Here is an 18,779-nt window from a genome sequence, read left to right on the forward strand (position 1 = left end):
CGTCATCGAGCAGCGCTCGTGCGGCCGCGGCCTCCGCGGCCGGGACGTTCGCCCCGACCGAGGCTCCGGCGATCGCGTCGTCGGCCTGCTCCCGTGCCGTCTCGTCGGCGGCCTCCCCCGTGACGACCAGGGGCGTGGAGCCCGTGAGGGCCTCCTCCGCGTCGAGGTCGGTCGCGGCCTGCTCGAACTGCGACTGGTACAGCCGCCAGTAGGCGCCCTGCGCGGCGATGAGCTCGTCGTGCGTGCCCTTCTCCACGATGTCGCCGTGCTCCATCACGAGGATGAGGTCGGCGTCGCGGATGGTGGACAGGCGGTGCGCGATCACGAACGACGTGCGCCCCTGGCGGAGCGCGGCCATCGCGTGCTGCAGCAGCAGCTCGGTGCGGGTGTCGACGGCCGAGGTGGCCTCATCCAGGATGAGGATCGACGGCTGGGCGACGAACGCGCGCGCGATCGTGATCAGCTGCCGCTCACCGGCCGACACGTTGGACGCATCCTCGTCGAGCACGGTGTCGTAGCCCTCGGGGAGGGCGTGCACGAACCGGTCGACGTACGTGGCCTTGGCGGCGGTGAGAACTTCCTCGTCGGTCGCGGTCGAGCGACCGTAGCGGATGTTCTCGCGGATGCTCCCGGCGAACAGCCACGGGTCCTGCAGCACCATGCCGGTGCGCGAGCGCAGGTCGTCGCGCGTGATCTGCGAGATGTCCTGACCGTCGAGCGTGATGCGCCCGCCGCTGAGCTCGTAGAACCGCATGATCAGGTTGACCAGCGTGGTCTTGCCCGCGCCGGTCGGCCCGACGATCGCGACCGTCTGGCCCGGCTCCACCCGGAACGACAGGTCGGTGATCAGCGGTCGCTCCGGCGTGTAGGAGAAGGACACGTTCTCGAACTCGATCACGCCCTTGCCGTCGCCGAGCCGCGGGGCGTCGGCCTCGTCGGGCTCCTGCTCGTCGGCGTCGAGCAGGTCGAACACCCGCTCGGCCGACGCCGTGCCGGACTGCACGACCGCTGCCATGCCGCCCAGCTCCGACAGCGGCTGCGTGAACTGCTGCGAGTACTGGATGAACGCCTGCACGTCGCCGAGGCGCAGCTGACCGTTCGCGACCATGAGGCCGCCGAGCACCGCGATGCCGACGTAGGTGAGGCTGCCGACGAAGGTCATGGCGGGCATGATGATGCCCGACAGGAACTGCGCCTTGAAGCTCGCCTGGAACAGCTCCTCGTTCTCGGCCTTGAACTTGTCGAGCGCGTCCTGCTCCCGACCGAACACCTTCACGAGCGCGTGCCCGGAGAAGGCCTCCTCGACGCGGGCGTTGAGGCGGCCGACCTTGCGCCACTGGGTGCCGAAGGCCTTCTGCGAGCGCGGGCCGATGACGCCGAAGATCACGCCCATGAGCGGCAGCGCGACCAGGGCCACCAGTGCCAGCTGCCACGAGATCGAGAACATCATCACCAGCACGCCGACCACGGTGAGCACGGCGGTCAGGGCCCCGGAGAGGGACTGCTGCATCGTCTGGGTGATGTTGTCGATGTCGTTCGTGACGCGGGAGATCAGCTCGCCGCGCTGCACCCTGTCGAAGTACGACAGCGGCAGCCGGTTGATCTTCGCCTCGACGGCCTCGCGGAGGCGCCACATGGTGCGCACCATGATGACGTTGATCACGTATCCCTGCAGCCAGCTCAGGAACGCGGCCACCACGTAGATCGCGAGGACGGCGGCGATGACCCAGCGCAGCGCATCGAAGTCGATCCCGTCGCCGACCCGGAAGTCGCCGAGGGCGCCGACCTGGTTGGCGAAGTCGTCCTGCCCCGCTCCGCGCAGCGCATCGACCACCACGTCCTGCGACGTTCCGGCGGGGAAGCCGGGGAAGTCGCCGTTCGGCTGGCCGAGCTGGATGGAGATGAAGCCGCGGTAGACGATGTTGGTCGCCTCGGCCAGGACCTTGGGAGCTGCGACCGTCAGCACGACGCCCAGGGCCCCGAGGATCGACACGAACACGAACCACACGGCCGAGGGCTTGAGCAGTCCGATCATGCGGGCGAAGCTCGGCCCGAAGTTGTCGGCCTTGCCCGGCGCGACGCTGTCCCAGCCGCCGCCGTTCTGCCGTGCCTGCTCCGCGAGCTCGGCCTCGTACTGCTCTTCCGCCGTGAGCTCGCGCTCCTCGGTCTGCGCCGGGCCCTTTCCCCGTCCGCGCTTCGGCGCGGCGGTGCGCTTGTCGTCCTGCGCGCTCATGCGTCCACCCCCAGCTGCGACTCGACGATCTCTCGATAGGTGCCGCTGGTCTCCAGCAGCTCCTCGTGCGTGCCGACGCCCACCATCGTGCCGCCCTCGAGCACCACGATGCGATCGGCGTCGGTGATGGTGGAGACACGCTGGGCGACCACGATCTTCGTGACGTGCGGCAGCTCGCGCCACAGCGCCTGCCGCAGTCGCGCGTCCGTGGTCAGGTCGAGCGCCGAGAAGGAGTCGTCGAACACGAGCACCTTCGGCTGGTGCACGATGGCCCGCGCGATCGCGAGGCGCTGGCGCTGGCCGCCCGACACGTTCGTGCCGCCCTGGGCGATGCGGGACTCGAGCCCGTCGGGCATCTCCTCCACGAAGTCACGCCCCTGGGCGATCTCGAGCGCGTGCCACAGCTCCTCATCGGTCGCGTCCTCCCGGCCGTAGCGCAGGTTCGACGCGACGGTGCCGGTGAAGAGGAACGGACGCTGCGGCACCAGACCGATGCTGTCCCACAGCGCCTCCACGTCGGCCTCGCGCACGTCGGTGCCGCCCACGTGCACCGAGCCGCTCGAGACGTCGAACAGACGCGGGATGAGAGAGACCAGCGTGGTCTTGCCCGCACCCGTGGAACCCACGATCGCGACCGTCTCACCCGGCTGCGCCGCGAAGCTGATGCCGGTCAGCACGGGCGCGTCGGCGCCCGGGTAGGTGAAGGCGACGTCGTCGAACGCGACCGCACCCGGCGTCGGGAACTCGGTGACGCCGTTCGCGGGGCGCGTCATGGTCGACTCGGTGTTGAGCACCTCGCCGATGCGCTCGGCCGAGACGGCGGCGCGCGGGATCATCATCGCCATGAAGCTGGCCATGATGACGCCGCCCATGATCTGGCCGATGTACTGCATGAAGGCGAACAGCGTGCCCACCTGCACGGTGCCGTTGTTGACCTCGATGCCGCCGAACCAGATCACGGCGACCACGGTCACGTTGAGGATGAGCATGAACAGCGGGAACAGCAGCACGAACAGCGAGCCGACCTTGCGGCCGACGACCATGATGTCGGTGTTGGCTCCGCGGAAGCGCTCCTCTTCGATGCGCTCGCGCACGAACGCGCGGACGACGCGCACGCCGGTGAGCTGCTCGCGCATGATGCGGTTGACGTTGTCGAGCTTGCCCTGGTAGCTGCGGAACAGCGGCACCATGCGGCCGATCACGAGCGCCGCGAGGAGCAGGAGCACGGGGACCGACACGGCGATGAGCCAGCTGAGCCCGGCGTTGGTCTGCACGGCGAAGATGATGCCGCCGATCGCGAGCAGCGGCGCGGTGACGAGCATGGTCGCGCCCATCATCGCCAGCATCTGCACCTGCTGCACGTCGTTGGTGTTGCGCGTGATGAGGGAGCCGGCGCCGAACTGCGACACCTCGCGCTCGGAGAAGCCGCTGACCTTGCCGAACACGTCGGCACGGATGTCGCGACCCGCGCCCATCGCCGCGCGCGCGGCGAAGAAGGTCGCGATCACGGAGGCGACGATCTGGCCCAGGGAGACCGCGAGCATGAACAGACCGGTGCGCCAGATGTAGGCGGTGTCGCCCTGCGCGACGCCCTTGTCGATGATGTCGGCGTTGAGGCGGGGCAGGTAGAGGGTGGCAGCCGCGCTGGCGAGCTGGAAGACCAGCACGGCCACGAGGAGCCACTTATATCGGGACAGATAGCGGAGGAGGATTTTTCCCAGCACAGGCGGACTTTCTAGGAAGGAGGAGGCGGCGGATCTCCCGGCAGACGGATGCCGACCGACGACCGGCCATAGGACAGCGTGCCACGAAGCGGGGACATTCGTATCCCCCTGGGGGCGGACCTTCGCTCACAGCGAACCGCATCCCGTGCGATCAGCACTTTTCTGCACGGTGACGAAGAAGGGCCCGCCGGAAGCCTGCCCGATCGCCGCCCGCGTCAGCGAGCGGGCCGCCCCTCAGAACAACGGCGGCTGCGGCGTGTAGTCGCGGGCCGGCGCACCCGCGTCCGCCGGCAGCTCGGCGAGGGTCGCCGGCTGCCACTTCGGGTTGCGGTCCTTGTCGACCAGCTGCGCGCGGATGCCCTCCACGAGGTCCGGGTGCTCGTTGACGAACCACAGCACCCGTCGGTACTCCCCCTCGAGCGCGGCGCGCAGTCCCGGCAGCCCCCGCGCCTCACGCACGGCGTCGAGCGTCACGACCAGCCCGGTCGGCGCGAGACCTTCGAGGAGATCGGCCACGGCTGCGGCCTCGGTCGTGCCCTGCGCGTGCAGCCGCTCCAAAATCTCGGGCACGGTCGGCGCGGAGAACGCCTCGTCGATCCAGGCGCGCGATGCCGGGAGGGCCGACGGCTCCGGCGTCTCGTCGAACAGCAGCACGATCTCGCTGGGGCTCGTCGGGTCGGCGCGGTGCGCGAGCGCGTCGCGCAGGGCGTCGAGGCGGTCGGAGGGCACCACGTGGTCGGCGAACCCGAGGTACACCGCGTCGGCGGCGCTCATGGTCGCCCCGGTCAGCCCGAAGTACTCGCCGAACCGTCCCGGCGCCCGCCCGAGCAGCCACGTGCCACCGACGTCGGGAGTGAAGCCGATGCGGGTCTCCGGCATCGCGAGCTTCGACCGCTCGGTGACGATCCGGATGGCCGCGTGCCCGGCGAGCCCGATGCCGCCGCCCATCGTGATGCCGTCGGCCAGCGCCACGACCGGCTTGGGGTACTCGGCGATCATCGCGTTCATCGCGTACTCGGCGCGGAAGAACTCGGCCGACCGCTCGGGGTGACCGGACACGATCTGCTCGTGCAGGCGGCGCACATCGCCGCCCGCGCACATGCCGCGCTCGCCCTCGCCGTCGATCAGCACGATCTGCACGTCGGAGTCGTCACGCCACGCCACCAGCGCCCGGGTGATCTCGGCGATCATGTCCTCGTCGAGCGCGTTGATCGCCTCGGGGCGATTGAGGGTGAGCCGTCCGAGCGCTCCTTCCGTGCGGACGAGGACACGGGGGGCGGCAGAGGTATCGGTCACGGGTGCCAGGCTACCTTCTCACCAGGGGTGGAATTCCGCACGGAATGCGGGTTCCGGGGCGGTTTTCCGGCAGGATAGGGGGAACTGTTCATCGCGACGAGAGGTGCCGGATGCCTGAAGGACAGGTGCTCGAGTTCACGAATGTGACGAAGCGCTTCAACGAGGTGACCGCCGTCTCGGACTTCTCCGCCCGCGTCGAGCCCGGGGCCGTGACCGCCTTCCTCGGTCCCAACGGCGCCGGAAAGACCACGACTCTCCGCATCCTGCTCGGTCAGGTGCGTGCCACGTCGGGAACCGCCACGATCGGCGGCGTCGCGTATCCGGAGCTGCGCCAGCCGCTGCGCACGATCGGCTCCGTGCTGGAGGAGACGGTCTACCGCCCTCGCCGCACGGCCAGCCGGCAGCTGACCATCGCCGCGAAGGCCAACGGCATCCGCCTGTCCCGCGTCGACGAGGTCCTGTCGCTCGTGGGCCTGGAGAGCGAGGCCGATTCCCGCATCGGCGGCTTCTCCCTCGGCATGCGGCAGCGGCTGAGCGTCGCGCACGCGCTGCTCGGCGACCCCGGTGCCCTGGTCTTCGACGAGCCGGCGAACGGCCTCGACCCGGAGGGCATCCGCTGGATGCGTCTGCTCATGCGCCGTCTCGCGGACGAGGGGCGCACGGTCCTGGTGTCGTCGCACGTGCTCAGCGAGATCGAGCAGGTGGCCGACCACGTGCTGGTGCTGTCGAAGGGACGGCTGGTGCTGTCCAGCGGCATCGAGACCCTGGCCGACCCGGCCGGCGGCTCTGTCATCGTGGATTCCGTGGATCGTCCCGGCCTCACGACGGCGCTGGTGGCGGCGGGCTTCGACATCGAGGTGCTGCGCTCCGGGCTGACCGTGCGCGGAGCCGACGCGAGCACGGTGGGTGCCGTGGCCGCTGAGGCCGGCATCGCCCTCAGCACCCTCGTGCAGCGCGGGCCCACGCTGGAAGACGTCTTCATCGATCTGATGCGCGGTGGTCGCTTCGGCACAGCGGCGGACACGACCGCGGCCGCTGCGGGCGGGGCGGCGCCGGGCGAGACGGCAGCGACCGATACGAACCATGAGGCGAGCGATTCCTCCGCCGACGTGGCGACAGCGGGCGCCGGTGCGGCCGCATCGGCTCTGGCTGCCGGTGGTGCGGCCGCTCTCGCGGACGACCTCACCACCGAGACCGTGCCCGAGCCGACGGACGCCACGGCGGAAGACGACGACGTGGACGAGCAGTCGACCGACGCGGAGCCCGCGTCGGAAGACCTCGTCGCCGCCGACACGGAGGACTCCGACGTGATCGAGACCGTGGCGGAGGTCACGGCGGCCACCGGCCCGGTCGCGGTCGTCCCGGTGGAAGAAGACGTGCGTCCCGTGACGATGGAGGACGCGGCGCGGATCGGCGATGGCGATTCCCTGTCCGAGTCGCGCGCGGAGACGGCGACCTCGTTCGACGAGATCCTGTTCGGCGGCACCGCGCCGGTCCAGGAGGATGAGCCGACCGAGCGGCCCACCCGACGCAGCCTCGCACAGCTGTTCGCGACGACGCCGGAGTCCACCGACGACGACCACAGCGCGTCCCCGGAGCATGTGTCCAGCGACGAGCAGGACTCCGAGGGTGATGTCCCGATCGGCTCGGACGACGCGGAGTCAACGGGCGGTTCGGCGTGGAGCACCGGTTCCGCACCGACCGAGGAGGGGGCGGACGAGGACCCGGAGAACGGAACCGAGGCAGACGAGACTCCGGAGAACGCAACCGGGGCAGACGGAACTCCGGTAGACGAGCCCGCGGGCCACGAGCCCCTCGCCGACGATCAGGAGTCCGCGCTGGATTCCGTCGATGACGCCCACGACAGCGAGAGCTCGGCGGATGAGGCGCCGGCGGACGACACCGGAATCGCGTCCGACGAGCCCGCCGCAGATCCGGCTCCGGCGGACAACGAGCCGGTGATCACCGCCGATGACGAGTCCATCGAGGAAGACCCCGCGGGCATCGAGTTCTTCGCCGAGCTGGACGACGCCGAGGAGGCGGACGAGACCGACGAGGCCGACCACGGCGACCGCGATGGCGAGGAGGCGCCGCTCGAGGCGGGCGGCACGGACGGAGCCGCGACCCCGGACGAGGACGAAGACCCCCGCGCGGCCGCCGTCAGCTCCCTGCTCTCCGCCGCCGCACGCGCGTACTACGAGGACGAGCCGCGGGACTACCCGCTGAGCACCGCCGACAGCGTGCCCGCGACCGGCGCGCCGGGAGAGACGCACGACGCCGGGGCCCACTGGAGCGTCGCGACCACCGGCGTGATCGACACGGTCCCGCTCGCGCGCGACACCGCGACCGATGGTCAGGACGACCACGGCACCGCCGACGCGCACCACCAGCCCCACGACGGTGTCGCCGAGGTGCAGGACGGCGAGGGGCACGAGAGCGAGGGACACGCGGTGCCCGAGCACGACGACGAGCACAGCGGCGAGCACGACGACGAGCACAGCGGCGAGCACGACGGCGAGCACAGCGGCGAGAACAGCGACGAGCACGACGGCGAGCACAGCGGCGATCACAGCGACGAGCACAGCGACGAGCACAGCGACGACGACCGCGACCGCGAGGGCCACGGTCACGACGACGGGCAGAGCGAAGGCCCCGGTCACGACGACGGGCAGAGCGACGCGCACGATCACGACGGGCACGATCGCGAGCAGCACACCGACGGCGACGAGCACCGCGGCTGAGCCCGAGACACGAGACGCCCTCCCGGCTACGGCCGGGAGGGCGTCTGTCGTTCGTGGGGCTGCTAGGCCGGCCGCGGGCGGATGACCGGACGACGGCTGCCCTTCGACACGGGCGTCGGTGCGGTGGCGACGATCTCCTCGACGCTCGCCGGCTCGTCCGACACCTCGAGCCGCAGCGCCTGCGTGAGTGCGAGGCCGTGCCGCGTGGTGAGGATCAGCCGGTTGTACTGCGGGTCGCCCTCGAGGTCGATCACGACGCTCGGGCGACGCCGCCGGATGAGCACGAAGTCGAGGGTTCCGGCGGCCTTCCAACTGCCGGCGGCGAGCACGGTCGGAATGTGGGTCCCGGGGTTCGGCACACCGCGGAGCCAGGTCCAGGCGTCGTCGGTCAGCTGCACCTTGGTGATGGTGTCGCGCGGGATCCGCACGTTCTCACGGTGGAAGGTGGCGGCACGTTCGATGGGCGAGAGCACGACTTCGAGTTGCGTCTGGTCCAGCAGCAACGTCACCATGCCCCTTAGTCTGCCAGCGCGGCGCTCCCGGTTGGCTGGAAGTTGCTCACAGGAAAGCAACGATCCGTTGTGGGCACGGATACATCAGGGCCGGGCGTCTGCCGCGGCCTGGGCCGCGAACGCCAGCGCCGCCTCGATGCGCTGCAACTCGTCCTCACCGTGCGCCGCCGTGAGGAACCACGCCTCGAAGACGCTCGGCGGAAGCGCGACACCGTGCTCGCGCATGGCGTGGAAGAACGCCGAGTAACGGAACGACTGCTGCGCCTGCGCCTCGGCGTAGTCGCGCGGGATCGAGGCGCGGAACGAGGCGCTGAACAGGTTGCCGGCCGACGCCACCGCGTGCGTCACGCCCGCGTCGCTGAGGGCGGTGTCGAGCGCGGTCGCCACCCGGGTCGCCGCGGCGTCGACCGTGGCGTAGACCTCGGGCGTCGCGAGGCGCAGCGTGGCCAGACCCGCGGCGACCGACAGCGGGTTCCCCGACAGCGTGCCCGCCTGGTACACCGGGCCGAGCGGAGCCAGCAGGTCCATGACCTCGGCGCGACCGCCGAGCGCGGCCAGCGGCATGCCACCGCCCACGACCTTGCCGAACGTGATGATGTCGGGGAGGTAGTCCTCGCCCGCCGCGGCCTGCAGACCCCAGAACCCCGCGGGGTGCACGCGGAAGCCCGTCAGCACCTCGTCCAGGATCATGAGCGCGCCGTGAGCGTGTGCGGTGTCGGCGATCAGGCGGTTGAACCCGGGCCGCGGGGGGACCACGCCCATGTTCGCCGCGGACGCCTCGACGATCACGGCGGCGATGCGCTGGCCGTGCTCGGCGAACACCGCGTCGAGCGCCTCGGGGTCGTTGTAGCGGATGACGAGCGTCTGTGCGGCGATGGGTGCCGGCACCCCGGCGGATCCGGGCAGCGCGAGCGTGGCGACGCCCGACCCCGCCTCGGCCAGCAGCCCGTCGGAGTGGCCGTGGTAGTGCCCGGCGAACTTCACCAGCAGGTCGCGACCGGTCGCGCCACGGGCGAGTCGGATCGCGGTCATGGTCGCCTCGGTCCCCGTGGACACCAGGCGCACGCGCTCGATGGGTCGGATGTCGCCGAATCGCACCCGGTCGGCGATCAGCGCGGCCAGCTCGACCTCGCCCTCGGTCGGGGCACCGAACGACAGACCCCGCGCTGCGGCGTCCTGCACGGCGGCGACCACCTCGGGCTGCGCGTGGCCCAGCAGCGCCGGGCCCCACGAGGCCACCAGGTCGACGTACTCTCGGCCGGCGGCGTCGGTGACGGTCGCTCCCTTCGCCGAAGCGAGGAACCGCGGCGTCCCGCCCACCGAGCCGTAGGCGCGCACCGGCGAGTTCACCCCACCCGGGATCACAGCGCGGGCAGCGGAGAACAGGTCGTCATTGCGGTCGGTCATGGCAGCTCCTCGGTGATGCGCGGAGCTCTCCCGGGCATCCCTTCCAGGCTAACCCGCCGTACCGACGCCGGATTCCGCGCGGTGACGCCGCGGGGCGGTCAGCCGCGAAGCCAGCGGGCGGCCTCGGTCGCCCAGTAGGTCAGCACGGCGTCGGCGCCCGCGCGCCGGATCGACAGCAGCGACTCGAGGATCGCCGCCCGGCGGTCGATCCAGCCGTTGCCCGCGGCGGCCTCGACCATCGCGTACTCGCCGGACACCTGATACGCCCACACGGGCACGGTCACGGCGTCGCGCACCTCGCGCAGCACGTCGAGGAACGCCATCGCCGGCTTGACCATGACGATGTCGGCGCCCTCCTGCTCGTCGACCAGCGCCTCCCGCACGCCCTCGCGGCGGTTGCCCGGATCGAGCTGATACGTGCGCCGGTCGCCGGTCAGCTGGGAGTCCACGGCCTCACGGAACGGGCCGTAGAAGGCGCTCGCGTACTTGGCCGCGTACGCCAGGATCAGCGTGTCGGTGAAGCCCTCGGCGTCGAGCGCCCGGCGGATCACCGCGACCTGGCCGTCCATCATGCCGGACAGCCCGAGCAGCTGCGACCCGGCCCGCGCCTGCGCCAACGCCATCGAGGTGTAGCGCTCGAGGGTCGCGTCGTTGTCGACCGAGCCGTCCGCCGCGAGCACCCCGCAGTGCCCGTGATCGGTGAACTCGTCGAGGCAGAGGTCGGTCTGCACCACGAGCGCATCGCCCACCTCGGCCGCGAGGGCCTCGGTCGCGACGTTCAGGATGCCGCGCGGATCGTCCGCTCCGGAGCCGACCGCATCGCGCACCGCCGGGACACCGAACAGCATGACCCCGCCGACGCCGGCCTCGGCCGCCTCGACGGCGGCGGCGCGCAACGAGTCGAGCGAGTGCTGCGCCACGCCGGGCATCGAGCCGATGGGCGCCGGCTCGGTCAGTCCCTCGCGCACGAAGAGCGGAAGCACGAGCTGACGGGGCTCGAGCGAGGTCTCGCGCACGAGGTCGCGGACAGCGCGGGACTGGCGCAGCCGACGGAGGCGGATGTCGGGGAAGCTCACGGCGCGAACTCGTCCGCCGCGTGCGGAAGCGTGAACTGGGACACGGCATCGATCAACGCGTCGATGGTCTGCCGATCGGCCACCACCGACACCGGCAGACCGGCACGCTCGGCATCCTTCGCGGTGCGCGGGCCGATCGCGGCGAGCAGGGTCTCGTCCGGGATGTCGGGGAACTGCTCGCGCACCTGCTCCGCCACCGAACCGCTCGTGATGAGGATGGCGTTGATGCGGCCGTTCTCCACATCGCGACGGATGCGCTCCGTGACCGGCACGCCCACCGTGCGATAGGCGACCACACCGTGCACGTCGTGCCCGGCCTCGGACAGCATGATGCTCAGCACCGGCTTCGCGATCTCGCTGCGCAGCGCCAGGATGCGCCGGGGCTCCTGCTCGAGCGCGATCAGCTGCTGAGCCATGCCCTGCGCCGAGTTGTCCTGCTCGGGGACCAGCGCCACCTCGTAGCCCACGGCCTGGAGCGCTGCGGCCGTGGTCTCGCCCACCGCCGCGATCTTCGTGGACTTGGGCACGACCGCGCGATGCGCGAACAGCACGTCGACCGTGGTCGCACTCGTCACCGTCAGCCAGTCGAACTCACCGGCGGCCAGCTGCTCCAGCGCGCGGTCGAGCGTGTCCTGATCGGTCGTGGGGGCGAAGTTGATGAGCGGGGCGACGACCGGCACGGCGCCCAGGGCACGCAGGCTCGCGGCGACACTGTCGCCCCAGGGCCCGCCACGGGGCACGAGGATGCGCCAGCCGTCCAGCGGTCGGTCCTGCTTGGTTTCGGATGTGGTCATGAGAAATCGGGGTGCTCTCGGGGGACGAGGTCGGCCGCCCCTTGATCGAGCAGCCGACGGGCAACAGCGAGCCCGAGCTCGCGCGCTGCGTGCATCGGGCCTGCACCATCGGCAGCATCCGCTCCATTGCCACTGCCGTTCCGATGAATATACTCCCCGTTCAGGGCTTCCGTGACGTCGAGCCCGATCCGCCGACCCCCGTCCGGGGCGTACACGACCGTCCTGATGCGGATCTCGGCGCCCTCGACGCGTGCGTGCGCCGCCATGGGGGCTTGACACCCGGCATCGAGTCCCTCCAGAATGGCGCGCTCGACCGTGACGGCCAGTCGGGTGTCGTGATCGTCGAGGGCGGAGAGCGCCTCCCGCAGCTCCTCCGGGGCGTCCGCCCTGGTCTCCACCGCGAGCGACCCCTGTCCCGGCGCGGTCGGCCACTCCGCGAGCCCGAGCTCTTCGCGCTTCAGCGGCGAGTCGGTCCCCAGACGCGACAGGCCGGCGGCCGCGAGGATCACGGCGTCGAGCTCGCCCGAGGCCACCCGCGCGAGCCGGGAGTCGACGTTGCCGCGGATGTCCACGACCTCCGCCTGCGGTGCCCGGCGCCGGACCTGGGCGATGCGTCGCGGCGAGCCCGTGCCGACGGTGCTGCCCGAGCCGAGCTCGTGCAGGGGCGCGCCGTGACGCGTGAGAACCACGTCCCTGGCATCCTCTCGGCGGGGCGTCGCGGCGATCACGAGACCCTCCGGCACGGCGGTCGGGAGGTCTTTGAGGGAGTGCACGAGGAAGTCGCAACGGCCGGCGAGCAGAGCCTCGCGCAGCCGGGTCGCGAAGACGCCCAGACCGCCGATCTCCGACAGCGACGCCCGATTGGTGTCGCCCTCGCTGGTGATCGGGACGAGCTCGACGGCACGCCCCGTGACCTTCTCGAGGGCGGCGGCGACATGGCCCGACTGCGCCTGCGCGAGCGCGCTGCGTCGGGTGCCGAGACGGATGGGGGTGCTCATGCTGCGGTTACTGCAGCACGTCGGCGATCTCGTCGAAGCGCAGACGGCGCCCCGTGTAGAAGGGCACCTCCTCCTTCACGAACATCCGCGCCTCGGTGTAACGGAGGTCGCGCATCATGTCGACCAGGTCGGTCACGTCGTCGGCCTCCATCGGCAGCAGCCACTCGTAGTCACCCAGCGCGAACGCGGCGACGGTGTTCGCGATGACGCCCGTGAACGCAGCGCCCTTGCGCCCGTGGTCGGCGAGCATCGCGCGGCGGTCAGCCTCCGGCGCCAGGTACCACTCCGGGGTGCGGACGAACGGGTACAGGCAGAGCCAGTCCTTCGGTGCGACGCCGCGGAGGAACCCCGGCACGTGCGAGCGGTTGAACTCCGCGTCGCGGTGCACGCCCATCACGTTCCACACCGGCAGCAGCGAGCGCAGCAGCTCCGTGCGACGGAGGCGGCGCAGCGCCTTCTGCAGCTCTTCGGCGGTGTCGCCGTGCAGCCACACCATCAGATCGGCGTCAGCCTTCAGCCCGGAGACGTCGTAGAAGCCACGGACGGTGACGCCGGAGTCCTCGATGTGCGAGACGATCGACTCGAGTTCCGTGGCGTCGTTCTCGGTCACGGGAACATCGGGATTGCGTCGCCACACAGCCCAGAGGGTGAAGCCGGACGGGTTCTCTTCGCGCACTTCGGACATGATCCCAGTCTGCCCCTTTCACGGAGAAGCCCCTAATCAGGGGAATACCGCGAGGAACGGCCGACCGTCAGCGTGCGATGGCCCGAGCGATCGCCCACACGGCGCCGCCGACGACGGCGGCGATCCCGACGGCCGCGGCGACCGCGCCCACCGGGTTCCGATCGGCGAACGCGCGTGCCTTGACCGCGGCACGCGCCGACGCCTTCTCCACCCGGCGCGGGATGTTGCCCTTGATCTCGATCGCGGCGAGCGCCGCCTTCAGCTCGGCGCGAGCCGACGTCACGGGATCGACGATGCCCGCGGGGACGGCGGTGCGCGGCAGCGACTCAGGGGTGCTCATCGCCGGCCTCCTTCACGATTCGGATGTCCTCGGCCACGGCCTGCGCCGGGTTCTGGCGCTTGAGCACCTTGCGGAACTTGAGGATGCCGAGCAGCGCGAACAGCAGCACGGCGAGGATCAGGATGCCGAACACGGCGATCGCCGACAGCCACACAGGCCACCACGACGACAGGCCGGCGATCGCGAACACGAGGATCACCGGCACGGCCCAGAACAGGAAGAACAGGGCGACGAGGAACCAGACCGAGCCGATCCCCGCATCCTTCGCCGTGCGCGAGACCCACGCCTTGGCGGCGTCGATCTCCGCCTTCACGAGGTTGGTGACCAGCTCGGGCAGATCCCCGAGCAGGGTCAGCAGACTGTCGTCGGCGCGATCCCGGTATCCGCGGGGCATGTCAGTCGCCGGACTTCTGCGCTGCCGGCTTCGTCGCGGGCTTCTTCGCAGCGGGCTTGTCAGCCGCAGCGGCACGCTCCTTGACCTCGTCGACCGCGTCCTCCGCCGCCTCCGAGACCTCCTCGGCGGCCTCCTTGCCCGACGCGATCACGGCGTCGAGCTTCTGGCCGGGAGTGCCGTTGCCCGTGACCGACTTCACGATCTTCACCGCGCCCGTCCACACGGCACCCGGGACGGCCGCGGCCTTGTCGCCGACGAAGTCCTTGACCTTCTCCACCTGGTCCTGGACGGGATCCGTGTTCCAGACCTTGAGCCACTGCGTCCGGATCTGCTCGTAACGCTCGCGTCCGGCACGGGTGCCCAGCACATAGCCGACGCCGAGTCCGACGACGAGTCCGATCTTCCCCTTCATGGGGTCTCCTCACGTTGTTCCGGCGGTGGTCGTCCGGTTCGGACGCCGATCGCCGACGTCTCCGCCGCGATCAGGTACCCAGCGTAACCCCGTATGCCGATTTCGGCATCAATCCCGGAGAGGGTTGACAGCGGGTCCTTCGTCACTCACGCTTGTGCGCTTCGTGGTGCGCGGAGGTCGCCCGATCAGTCCCACAGGAGCGCGCGACGCAGGCGATCGGACGCCTCCGTGGCATCCGGGACCACCTGTGCGAGGCCGGTCCCGGCCACCCAGGCACCGACCACCGCCAGACCGGGGATCGCCTGGATCGCATCGCGCGCGGCCTGGCGCCGCGCCCCCGATCCGAGGAGCGACGCGGGCTGCGACTGCACGAACCGTCCACGGTGCCCTGCGATCACCTGGGTCGGCTCCAGCGGTACGCCGAGCAGCGCGGCCGCCTCCCGCCGCGCGAGGTCGATCGCCGCCGCGTCGTCGAGGGCGGCGGTGGCCGCGGGCTCCCCCTGCGCGCCGAACGACACCCGCACGACCTCCCTGTCGCCCGCGGCCTCCCGCACCCACTCCCACTTCGCCGTCGAGTGGGTGAGCGCCTTGGCCGTGTGGCTCCCGGGCACCGTGAGCACGCCGGTTCCACGCGGCACGCTGCGCAGAGCCGGCGCATCCAGCAGCAGCGTGACGATCTCGATCTCCGGGGACGCAGCCGCTTCGGCCAGAGCGAGCGCCGGCACCGCGTCGGCGAGCAGCTCGCGCGCCACGGACTCCGCGGTCGCGACGATCACGGCGTCCGCACGGAGAAGCTCCTCCACCGGCTCGTCCGTCACCGCGACGGCGTCGGCCAGAGGCTCCGACTCGGCAACCCACGGCTCCGGCGTCTGCGTCGGGGTGTCGAGCTGCGTCGCGGCCGTGACCCGCCAACCGCCGTCCTCCGACACGACCGAGAGCACCCGCACTCCCGTGCGCACGGTCGCCCCGAGCTGGGCGAGGTCGTCGGCGATCGCGTCCACCAGCACGGTCATGCCGCCACGGAGGCCTTCCACCGCGGCACCCGGAGCCTTCGCCCCACCGGAGCCGCCGTTCCCGCGCAGCGCCAGCACCGCGCCGGACAGCGAGCCGACGCGGGTCAGGGCGGCGTTCAGCCCCGGGGCGGCCACGTCGATGTCCACGTCGTCGGGCGACGCGGAGTACACGCCCGTCGTGACCGGGGCGACCAGGCGGTCGCGCACCTTCGGGCCCATGCGGGAGGCGACGAGCCGCCCGAGGCTCAGCTCGTGGCCGATGGTCAGCGGCGGCCGTACGCGGTCGAGGTAGGCGCGCCATGCGCCCGACCATCCGATGATGCGCCGCACGTCGTCCTGGAACGGGTTGCCGGGAATGCCGAGGACCCCGCCCACCGGGAGCGGCGCCGCGCCCGTGCCGGGGATGCCGGAGAGCCAGGCGCCGCCCGCGCGAGGGGGCACGACCCGATCCGCGAGTCCGAGCTCGTCGACGAGGGCGCGGACGAGGCCGCCCCTGGTCGCGTAGCTCTCGGCGCCCGCATCGAGCGTCACACCGTCGAGCTCCACGCGACGCAGGGCACCGCCCAGCGCCTCGGCAGCCTCCAGCACCGTGACCCGCATGCCGACCTTGGCGCACTCGCGGGCGGCGACGAGACCACCCATGCCCCCGCCGATCACGACGACGTGCTTCTCCGCGGCGCGTGCGGCCAGGTCGGCCGGCTCGGCCGCGGACGGGTGTGCACCGGAGGGGTCAGGGCTCATGCCGTCCATCCTTCCACCGCGCCCGGGGGCGACGCGTGCTCAGGCGCCGTGCACCAGCTCGACGATGCGCGTCAGCTGGTCGGGGTCGGTCTCGGGCGGCACCCCATGACCGAGGTTGACGATGTGCCCGCGGGCCGCACGACCGCGCTCCAGGACGTCGCGCACGTGCGCCTCCAGCACGGGCCACGGCGCCCCGAGCAGCGCGGGGTCGATGTTGCCCTGCACGCTCGTGTCCGGTCCGAGGATCGCCGCGGCCTCGTCGAGCGGAAGACGCCAGTCCACGCCGACCCCGTCGGCGATGCCGCCGAGGCGCATGTCGGCGAGGAACGGGCCGGTGCCGACGCCGAAGTGGATGGTGGGGACACCGATGCCGTCGAGCGCGGCGGTCGAATGCGGCGCCACGAACGTGCGGTAGTCGGCGGGGCTGAGCGAGCCGGCCCAGCTGTCGAAGAGCTGCACGACCGCGGCACCCGCGTCGCGCTGCGTCTCCAGGAATCGTCGGGAGACGCGGGCGAGCCACCCCGCCAGACGGTGCCAGGCGTCGGGGTCCGCGTGCATCATGCCGCGTGCCCGCAGGTGCTCCTTCGACGGGCCGCCCTCGACGAGGTAGGCCGCGAGCGTGAAGGGCGCGCCGGCGAAGCCGATCACCGGGGTGTCGCCGAGCTCCACCGCGACGATGCCCACCGCCTCCGCGATCGCCGTGCCGTCGAGCGACTCCGGGTCGATCGCGGTGATCCGCTCGACATCGGCCCTCGTGCGCACGGGGTTCGCGAACACCGGCCCGCGCCCCGGCTCGATCTCCACCTCGACGCCGGCGAGGCGCAGCGGGATCACGATGTCGCTGAAGAACACCGCCGCGTCCACACCGTGCCGCCGCACCGGCTGCAGGGTGATCTCCGCCGCGAGGTCGGGCGTGAGGCAGGCGTCGAGCATCCGTGTGCCCACCCTCAGCTCCCGGTACTCGGGCAGCGAGCGGCCGGCCTGCCGCATGAACCAGACGGGCGTCGTGTCGGGGCGGTCGCCCGTGAGGGCGCGCAGCAGCGGAGCGTCGGAAAGGGCCATGCCCCCATCCTTCCATTGCCCGGTTATGGGGCCGCCGAGTCCGCCTGTCCGAACGCTCCGGTACAATCGAGGGGTGCTGCTGTGTGTGACGGCGAGTCACAAGACCGCCTCCTTCGAACTGCTCGAACGCCTGAGCCGAACCCCCGACGATGTCGCCCCCACCCTGGTGGGCATGACGCCGTGCGTGCAGGGTGCCGTGGTGCTGGCGACGTGCAACCGGTTCGAGGCGTACGTCGAGATGGACGAGCCGATGACCGCCGCGGGCGCGATCGGCGTCGAGGCGGTGCTCGAAGCCGTCGAGTCCGCCACGGGCATCCCGGCCGCCGAGCTCGACGGCGCCTATACCGTCCACGCCGGGCGCCGGGTGGCCGAGCACCTGTTCTCCGTCGCCTCCGGCCTCGAGTCGGTCGTGTCGGGTGAGGGCGAGATCGCCGGCCAGGTGCGCCGGGCCCTGAAGTCGGCCCGCAAGGACGGCACCACCTCCCCCGAGCTCGAGCGCCTCTTCCAGCGCGCGAGCCAGGCGCAGCGCAAGGTCAAGAACGTCACCGCGCTCGGGCGCGCCGGTCGCTCGCTCGTGCGCCTGGCACTCGAACTGGCCGACAGCCGCATCGCCGACTGGTCCGCCGAGCGCGTGCTCCTGGTGGGCACCGGCGCCTACGCGGCCGTGACCCTCGCGACGCTGCGCGAGCGCGGCGCCGTCGACATCTCCGTGTACTCGCCCTCCGGTCGGGCCGAGATCTTCGCGGCGAAGCACGGCATCCGCGCGGTCGCAGCCGCGGACTACGCCCGCACAGCCGCACACTCCAGCCTGCTCATCACCTGCACGTCCGCCACCGAACCGGTGCTGGGACCGGAGCACCTGCAGCTCCCCGTCGGTCTCGCCGCGGCCGGATGCCCGGTGGGCTCGCACAGTCAGCTGGTCGTCGACCTCGGGATGCCGCGCAACGTCGACCCCGCGGTCGCGACCCTGGAGGGCGTGGCGCTGCTCGACCTCGAGACCATCCGCCTGCACGCGCCGCTCGAGGAGCTGCAGGCGACCGACGCCGCCCGCACCGTCGTGCGTGAGGCCGCGGACACCTTCCACGTCGTGGGTGCCCGCCAGAGCGTGACCCCCTCGGTCGTGGCCCTGCGGTCGCACATCTTCTCGCTGCTCGACACCGAGATCGACCGGGCCCGTGCGCGCGGCGACGAGGACGGCAAGGTCGAGCAGGCGCTGCGGCACCTCGTCGGCGTGCTGCTGCACACCCCGACCGTCCGCGCCCACGAGCTCGCCGCGGAGGGCAGGGCCGACGAGTTCGCCGCCGCGCTGTCCGCCCTGTACGGCCTCAGCCCCGAGGCCCCCGCCGCCGAG

The 18,779-nt window shown here is 71.7% G+C and carries 16 protein-coding genes; 2 read left to right on the forward strand and 14 right to left on the reverse strand.

Annotation, left to right across the window (positions count from 1 at the left end; genetic code table 11):
* The 3 genes from DW299_RS11015 to DW299_RS11025 all read right to left on the reverse strand — a co-directional run.
* On the reverse strand, positions 1-2,233 hold a 2,233-nt coding region (locus DW299_RS11015), incomplete at its 3' end, for an ABC transporter ATP-binding protein (protein WP_136036600.1).
* Entirely contained in the window at positions 2,230-3,957 is a 1,728-nt protein-coding gene (locus DW299_RS11020; protein WP_136036601.1) for an ABC transporter ATP-binding protein, read from the reverse strand. The genes DW299_RS11020 and DW299_RS11015, both read right to left, overlap by 4 nt.
* A gap of 234 nt (positions 3,958-4,191) precedes the next feature.
* Positions 4,192-5,253 (reverse strand): enoyl-CoA hydratase/isomerase family protein, encoded by a 1,062-nt coding sequence (locus DW299_RS11025; RefSeq protein ID WP_136036602.1) that lies wholly within the window; start codon positions 5,251-5,253, stop codon positions 4,192-4,194.
* Positions 5,254-5,363: 110 nt separating this feature from the next.
* On the opposite strand from DW299_RS11025, the gene DW299_RS19400 reads away from it, so the two are divergent.
* A complete protein-coding gene (locus tag DW299_RS19400) occupies positions 5,364-7,994 on the forward strand; it encodes an ATP-binding cassette domain-containing protein (RefSeq protein ID WP_205814374.1) in 2,631 nt (876 codons plus the stop codon).
* A 62-nt stretch (positions 7,995-8,056) separates the two neighbouring features.
* Here the strand turns inward: DW299_RS19400 and DW299_RS11035 are convergent, their stop codons facing one another.
* The 11 genes from DW299_RS11035 to hemE all read right to left on the reverse strand — a co-directional run bounded on the left by DW299_RS11035 (position 8,057) and on the right by hemE (position 17,428).
* Positions 8,057-8,506, reverse strand: a complete 450-nt coding sequence (locus tag DW299_RS11035; protein ID WP_136030722.1) for a hypothetical protein — start codon at positions 8,504-8,506, stop codon at positions 8,057-8,059.
* An 84-nt stretch (positions 8,507-8,590) separates the two neighbouring features.
* Positions 8,591-9,913, reverse strand: coding sequence for a glutamate-1-semialdehyde 2,1-aminomutase (gene hemL / locus DW299_RS11040; RefSeq protein ID WP_136036603.1), 1,323 nt, complete (start codon positions 9,911-9,913; stop codon positions 8,591-8,593).
* 98 nt (positions 9,914-10,011) lie between these two features.
* Complete coding sequence (gene hemB / locus DW299_RS11045; protein WP_136036604.1) at positions 10,012-10,989, reverse strand: porphobilinogen synthase; 978 nt, start codon at positions 10,987-10,989, stop codon at positions 10,012-10,014.
* A complete protein-coding gene (locus DW299_RS11050; protein WP_136030727.1) occupies positions 10,986-11,783 on the reverse strand; it encodes a uroporphyrinogen-III synthase in 798 nt (265 codons plus the stop codon). The genes hemB and DW299_RS11050 overlap by 4 nt, the downstream gene beginning before the upstream one ends.
* Positions 11,780-12,781: a hydroxymethylbilane synthase gene (gene hemC / locus DW299_RS11055; RefSeq protein ID WP_136036605.1), complete on the reverse strand. Its 1,002-nt coding sequence runs from the start codon at positions 12,779-12,781 to the stop codon at positions 11,780-11,782. Before hemC ends, DW299_RS11050 begins: the two co-directional genes overlap by 4 nt.
* 7 nt (positions 12,782-12,788) lie before the next feature.
* Positions 12,789-13,466 (reverse strand): hydrogen peroxide-dependent heme synthase, encoded by a 678-nt coding sequence (hemQ, locus tag DW299_RS11060; protein ID WP_240745380.1) that lies wholly within the window; start codon positions 13,464-13,466, stop codon positions 12,789-12,791.
* Positions 13,467-13,533: 67 nt separating this feature from the next.
* The gene (locus tag DW299_RS11065; RefSeq protein WP_136036607.1) at positions 13,534-13,806 is read right to left on the reverse strand and encodes a hypothetical protein; all 273 of its coding nucleotides are present in this window, start codon (positions 13,804-13,806) and stop codon (positions 13,534-13,536) included.
* Positions 13,793-14,200, reverse strand: a complete 408-nt coding sequence (locus tag DW299_RS11070) for a phage holin family protein (RefSeq protein ID WP_136030735.1) — start codon at positions 14,198-14,200, stop codon at positions 13,793-13,795. Before DW299_RS11070 ends, DW299_RS11065 begins: the two co-directional genes overlap by 14 nt.
* Before the next feature lies 1 nt (position 14,201).
* Positions 14,202-14,612, reverse strand: a complete 411-nt coding sequence (locus DW299_RS11075) for a hypothetical protein (RefSeq protein WP_136036608.1) — start codon at positions 14,610-14,612, stop codon at positions 14,202-14,204.
* 185 nt (positions 14,613-14,797) lie between these two features.
* A complete protein-coding gene (locus tag DW299_RS11080; RefSeq protein WP_136030739.1) occupies positions 14,798-16,366 on the reverse strand; it encodes a protoporphyrinogen/coproporphyrinogen oxidase in 1,569 nt (522 codons plus the stop codon).
* A gap of 39 nt (positions 16,367-16,405) precedes the next feature.
* On the reverse strand, positions 16,406-17,428 hold the full coding sequence (gene hemE, locus DW299_RS11085) for a uroporphyrinogen decarboxylase (protein WP_136036609.1): 1,023 nt from the start codon (positions 17,426-17,428) through the stop codon (positions 16,406-16,408).
* 73 nt (positions 17,429-17,501) lie between these two features.
* On the opposite strand from hemE, the gene DW299_RS11090 reads away from it, so the two are divergent.
* Positions 17,502-18,779 (forward strand): glutamyl-tRNA reductase (locus tag DW299_RS11090; RefSeq protein WP_136036610.1); only part of this gene is annotated, 1,278 nt, incomplete at its 3' end.

This window comes from Microbacterium sp. K35 (assembly GCF_004794375.1).
Taxonomy (GTDB): Bacteria; Actinomycetota; Actinomycetes; order Actinomycetales; family Microbacteriaceae; genus Microbacterium; species Microbacterium sufflavum.